This window comes from Steroidobacter sp., assembly GCF_016790065.1.
In the GTDB taxonomy this organism is placed as follows: domain Bacteria; phylum Pseudomonadota; class Gammaproteobacteria; order Steroidobacterales; family Steroidobacteraceae; genus Steroidobacter.
Genome location: NZ_JAEUPY010000111.1, coordinates 1 through 5,378 on the forward strand (window position 1 = coordinate 1; position 5,378 = coordinate 5,378).

Here is a 5,378-nt window from a genome sequence, read left to right on the forward strand (position 1 = left end):
TCCGGGTGCACGCTGGAGACGTCGTGATTCAAGCAGTCGGCACCGAGTTCAATGTGCAGCGGCGAGCTGCAGAGACCATGGTCTCGGTCATCGAAGGACGGGTGGCTGTGGGCAGCGAAGCGTCGTCGAGTCGCCAGATACTGGCCGCCGGACAATCGGCTGAGCTGACGGAAGCAGCCACGATTGCCAGCATCACGCCGATGGACGCACGCAAGGTCACCGCCTGGCAGCAGCGGCGACTGATCTTTCGCGGCGATACGCTCGCGGACGTTGTGGCAGAATTCAACCGCTACAACAAAGCGCCTCAGTTCTTGATCGCCGACCCCGCCATCGCCGGCCGCCAATTCACCGGAGTGTTCGATGCCAATGCACCCGAATCCTTTGCGCGAATTCTGTCCGGCACGGGCGACCTGGCACTGAGCCGACGCGACGCGCAGATCGTCATCAGTCAGCGCGAACCTTCCGAGTAACTCATTCCCTGGATTTCAGATGCGCTTCAGCCCGTCCTCGTCCGCCCGCCTCGAAGCGACTGTCCGTGAAATCCCCCGAATGTTCCCCGGGCCGGGCGGCGCGCTGGCCGTGCTCAAGGACGGTCGCGAGATCGCCAGTAGCACGTGGGGTTATGCGAATGTCGAACGTCGCATTCCGTTCACCGCCCAAACTCTCTTTCGGATCTGTTCGTTCACCAAACAGTTCACCTGCAGCCTGCTGCTGGATCGCTTTGCTGACGTGTCGGTATTGGATGCCGACGTGCGAAGCCATTTGCCCAAGCTGCCGGAGCTGGCGCCGACCGCGTTGAACCTTTGTCACAACCAGTCCGGGCTGCGTGACTACTGGGCCGTCGCCATGCTCCAGGGCCCGCAACCGGAATCCGTGTTCGGCGAACTCGAAGCGCGCCGCCTGATCGCCGCAACGCGCTCGTTACATTTCGCACCGGGCACTCGCTACTCGTACTCGAATCAGAACTTTCGGATCCTCTGCGACATTCTGGAGAACCGCACCGGCCGCAGCTTCGCCGAACTGCTACGAACCCAAATCTTCGACCGCGTCGGCATGCCTGGTGCGCTGCTGGCCGCGGACACACAGTCAATGCCCGATGGAACCGTAGGATACGAAGGCTCTGCGAGTGGCGGCTTCCGGCCGGCCGAAAATCGGATCTTTTGGACCGGTGACGCCGGCATGGGCGCCACTCTCGAAGACATGATCGCCTGGGAAAGTCACATCGATCAGACACGCGACGATCCCGAGTCGTTGTATCGCCGCCTGTCGGCACCTGTGACTTTCGCCGATGGCCAGCCGGCGTCTTACAGCTTCGGTCTCAGCCATTCGAAAGCATTCGGCCGCACCTTCACCGGCCACGGCGGTCAGCTCCGAGGGTGGCGGAGCTATCGGCTGTATGTTCCATCGGAACGAGTGTCAGTGGTGGTGATGTTCAATCACATGTGCGACGCCCGATCAGCCGCACTCACCCTACTCGGCTCCTGTCTGGACGCAGCGCCGCCGAGCGAGCCGGACACTGCCCTGCCCGATTGGCGTGGCGCTTATCTGGATTCGGAAACCGGTACGTTGGCTCACATCGCCACGAATAGCACGGGGCAGCAATGGTTGCGCTTCGGCGATGTCGATGGCGTGTTACGTAGTACCGTCAACGGTATCGGCACCGACGGCTGCGAGCTGCAAGCAAACGACGGCGGCTTACAAATATCTTGCCCCTCGGAGAATGTCGTCTCTTCGCTGCGCCGATGCGAAGGTCCGCCAGCGGCAGATCTGGTCGGGCGGTTCCATTGCGCCGAAATCGATGCCGAGCTGACTGTAAACAATGCCGGCGGTGTGTTGTTCGGCGGCTTCTCAGGTGGATTGGGAACAGGTCGCATGGAAATGCTCCAGCACGCCGGCGGCGATGTTTGGGCGCTGCCCTGTCCTAGAGCACTCGACCAACCGCCGCCGGGTGACTGGACGCTGGTTTTCGAACGTAATCAAGGCCGAGTCAGCGAGGTGCGAGTAGGTTGCTGGCTGGCTCGGCATTTGCGTTATCGACCAGTCGAATGAAACAATTTTCACTCTCGTAGACCCGGCCCCGTTCTTTGTCACAGTAGCGCCATCGACCGCTGACATTCCAACAAAAATGTTCAAGCGTCTCGCCCGAAGACTGGTAAGCCCCTCGCAGTGGGCTTGGCTGAGCTGGTACCGCGGTCACTTCGGGCTGCTGCGTGCACTCGCCGGCTACTTTGCGCTGCTCCTGCATCCTGACATTTGTTTTATCTCGGCGGCCGAAGCCGAAACCCGGCACACCCTTGCCATTCGCCCGGGCACGGCGGATCAAAGAGTGTTCGATGAAGTATTCGTCATGCGTGAATACGACATCGACGTTGTCTCGCCAACCGTCATCCTCGATGCCGGCGCTCATATCGGGCTAACCGCAGTGTTCTTTGCCGAGAAGTTTCAAGGCGCGGCGGTGATTGCCATCGAAGCGGAAGCGGCCAACTTCGCGTTACTGTGCAAGAACGTCAGCGCGTATCCTCGAATCCGGCCCATGCATGCCGGCCTGTGGAGCCGCAGTACCTGGCTGCGAATCGAGAATCCTGGCGCGGCCACTTGGAGTTTTCGTGTGCTCGAGTCCGAGCAGCCGACGGACATTCGGGCCGTGTCCATTGCCGATGTCATGCAATTGCATGGCGTCGATCACATCGACATTCTCAAAATGGATATCGAGGGCGCCGAGCTGGAGGTGCTGACTCACAGCGCCGACTGGTTGAGCCGAGTGGACAATCTATTGATCGAGCTGCACGATCGTTATCGCCCAGGCTGCACGGCGGCGCTCGAAACAGCGCTGCGCGACTACGACTACGAACGCTCTGCACACGGCAATACGGTCGTGCTACGTAACATTCGCCGCAAAGCCAACGTCACGTAGCGCGAGCGTGACGATCAATCGCCGCCGATGCTTTGGATCTCGGCAAACTTGTTCAAAGCCTTGGTCGCTATTTTGAGCGACGCAGCGGCAGTCGCCCTCTGCACCGTCAACTGCACGGCCTCGTCCGCGAGATCCGACAGCTCTTTTACCTGCGCCGCCGAAGGCGGCACCATCGTGGCGGTTTGCGAATGGAACGCGACGTTCGCGGCCGCGAGTTTCGTGCGCTTACGCTTGAGCATCGTGATTTCGAGACCCAGCTCGTTGCGCGAGTCGAAGTCAGTGGCCAACGCTTTGAGTATGGAAAGGTTGCGGATCGCCTCGTCGAGCACGCGGCGCGTGGCGAGGAACGCATCTTCGTAGCGCGAGACTTCGGAATCTGAAGCGATCGCAGGCTCTTGATCGTTGGGAGGGCTCATGGCGTGTCATCCTTGGGTTTGTCGTCTGTGGGCGATGCGAGCTGGTCGACACCTGCCGAGATGACCTTGACGTAACCTCCGACGAGCGCAATCCATTCGCCAGAGGACAATTCTTCGGACAGCACCGCGAAGCTTTTCTTGGCGGCATCGAGTTTTTCCTGGGGAACCCTGGCCAAACCTGAAGCATCGAAGCTGTTGGCAGCGGTGACTTTCGCCAGCTCCTTCTCGCGCTTGTCCCGCATCTCCCGCCGCTTGGTGGCCAGCGACCGAATGAGCTCGGCGCTGTCATTGCGCACCGTCATGCCGGCTTCCTTGCGGTACATGTCCAGCAGCTCGCGATCTGTCGCCTCACTGACGAGTTGCTCGGCATCGGCTCGCACAAATTCAGTGCGCGCAGTGAGCTGAGCCTGAGTCGCTGCGAGATAGTCGCGCAGCGACGCCTCAGCGAGCCCGACGGTGCCAGCACCCTTGGATGCAAGTTCCAAAACCGGCTTAGGTGTGCTGCATGCTGTGAGCAATAGGCACAGCACAGACCCGACGAATGCGCGTTGGTGGTGACTGTTCATTGCGCAACTCCCACGCCGATGCCGACCAGACCCAGTGCCTTGAAGAACTCGGCAACGTCCGCGGTCTTGATGCCTGACGCGTGATATTCGGAAAGAACCTTGGCAGTGGTATCTAGCAGCGCATCCCACTGAGCAGCGGCGTATCGGGAGTTGACCAGGCCGCGCTCGTACTGGGTGGCCAGCAAGCGCACCTCGAGCACGGCTTGCTCGACCTGCGCGTTGCGCACGCTGTCGCCATAAATGGCCAGCGCTTCGTAGAACGTGCCCTTGTCCTGGCCACTGAGACTACCGTTCAATGCCGCGATCGACTTGCCAGACCACGCCGGGTTCTGATGGAAGCGCCGGAGCACCTGGGCCCAGGCGATCGCTTCGTCGATCTCGGCGTTGAGTTGTTTTTCGGTCAGCGCCAGCCGCTTCCGGTCGACCGAGTGGACCGCATCCAGTTTGGCCAGCAACAGTTTCTGATAGTCGATGGCCGCTACGATGGGCGTAAGACGCGGCTTCGCAGCGTCTGCCAACAGCGCCTTCGCGTCATCGCGCAGTGCCGGCAGGCCGCGGATGATGGCAATGCCGAGCAATTCATCGTCATCGAGCTTGACCTTGCCATCCGGCGGCGTGCCGGCTACCGCTGCCAGCAGGGTCTCGAGCCATTCCAGCTTCTGTTCGGCCAGCACCTCAGCACCGGCAAGCTCATTCACCTGTCGCGCTGTGGCGATCTTGTCTAGTAGTTCATTCGCCTCGGCTTCAACCGCAGCCAGCTTGGCCTTGCCGGCCTCAGCCGCCTTGAAGGCACCTGCAGCGTTCGCCTTGGCGGTGGCGATGTCCTTGGCGATCCCAGCCTTGGTGACAGCAAAGGTTTTCTCGGCTTGCAGACCGTCCGCAAGCGCGACCAATCGTTCGTTGACGGTGCCCTCGTCGAACTGCGCATGAAAAGCGGTCAAGTTGGTTTCGAGCGACTTGCAGTCATCGACAAGCTCTTTGAACTGAGCCTTGGCATCTGCCTGCGCCGCGGCGCGTATGCGCTTGAGCGTCTTAGCGGAAGGAACATCGCTGGGAATCGCCGGATCCGCCGAAGCAGCGAACACCTCGACGCAATTCGACAGCGCGATACCAAAGGCGCCCAGGAAGGTGGTGCGTTTCGAGCTGAGCATCTCGAGATCGGCGCGACGCCCGGCATCGCCTGCAATCAGGTTTGCCAGCCCCGCCGGCGAACTGTCTTTCAGCCCCAACTCAAGCAGCCGGTTATTGCCGACGGTCAGCAAACCCTTGGGCCGCACGGGCTGACCCAATTCCGCTTTTGGCGGATTCGCATCCAGCGATGCGGCCTTGCCGATGCTGTCTATGCTCCAATCGAATACCTGTTCGGCATAGGCCCGAGCACTCGCTTGTTCCTTCGTTGCCATGTCCTCGAAGGCCTTGTCCAAAGACTGGACAGTGGCAGTGAGGTGCGCCTCCTCCACCGCTTTCACAGCAGCCTTGCCC

General features: G+C 60.9%; 6 protein-coding genes. 3 read left to right on the plus strand and 3 right to left on the minus strand.

Annotated features, from left to right (window positions below):
• The 3 genes from JNL55_RS04705 to JNL55_RS04715 form a co-directional block, all read left to right on the plus strand.
• Positions 1-470, plus strand: a 470-nt coding sequence (locus JNL55_RS04705) for a FecR family protein (RefSeq protein ID WP_293850017.1), incomplete at its 5' end; no start/stop codon positions are given.
• A 19-nt stretch (positions 471-489) separates the two neighbouring features.
• Positions 490-2,049, plus strand: coding sequence for a D-aminopeptidase (locus JNL55_RS04710; protein WP_293850020.1), 1,560 nt, complete (start codon positions 490-492; stop codon positions 2,047-2,049).
• A gap of 76 nt (positions 2,050-2,125) precedes the next feature.
• A complete protein-coding gene (locus tag JNL55_RS04715; protein WP_293850023.1) occupies positions 2,126-2,914 on the plus strand; it encodes an FkbM family methyltransferase in 789 nt (262 codons plus the stop codon).
• 14 nt (positions 2,915-2,928) lie between these two features.
• Here JNL55_RS04715 and JNL55_RS04720 read toward each other — a convergent pair whose 3' ends face one another.
• The 3 genes from JNL55_RS04720 to JNL55_RS04730 form a co-directional block, all read right to left on the minus strand.
• The gene (locus tag JNL55_RS04720) at positions 2,929-3,330 is read right to left on the minus strand and encodes a hypothetical protein (protein ID WP_293850026.1); all 402 of its coding nucleotides are present in this window, start codon (positions 3,328-3,330) and stop codon (positions 2,929-2,931) included.
• Positions 3,327-3,815 (minus strand): hypothetical protein, encoded by a 489-nt coding sequence (locus JNL55_RS04725; RefSeq protein ID WP_293850028.1) that lies wholly within the window; start codon positions 3,813-3,815, stop codon positions 3,327-3,329. The genes JNL55_RS04720 and JNL55_RS04725 overlap by 4 nt, the downstream gene beginning before the upstream one ends.
• 77 nt (positions 3,816-3,892) lie before the next feature.
• The coding region (locus tag JNL55_RS04730; RefSeq protein ID WP_293850030.1) for a hypothetical protein at positions 3,893-5,378 on the minus strand (1,486 nt) is incomplete at its 5' end.

Excerpts from the sequence above, each read along its gene's own strand:
- JNL55_RS04715 (WP_293850023.1), top strand. The coding sequence starts at position 2,126 with ATGTTCAAGCGTCTCGCCCGAAGACTGGTAAGCCCCTCGCAGTGGGCT.
- JNL55_RS04720 (WP_293850026.1), bottom strand. The coding sequence starts at position 3,330 with ATGAGCCCTCCCAACGATCAAGAGCCTGCGATCGCTTCAGATTCCGAA.
- JNL55_RS04710 (WP_293850020.1), top strand. The coding sequence starts at position 490 with ATGCGCTTCAGCCCGTCCTCGTCCGCCCGCCTCGAAGCGACTGTCCGT.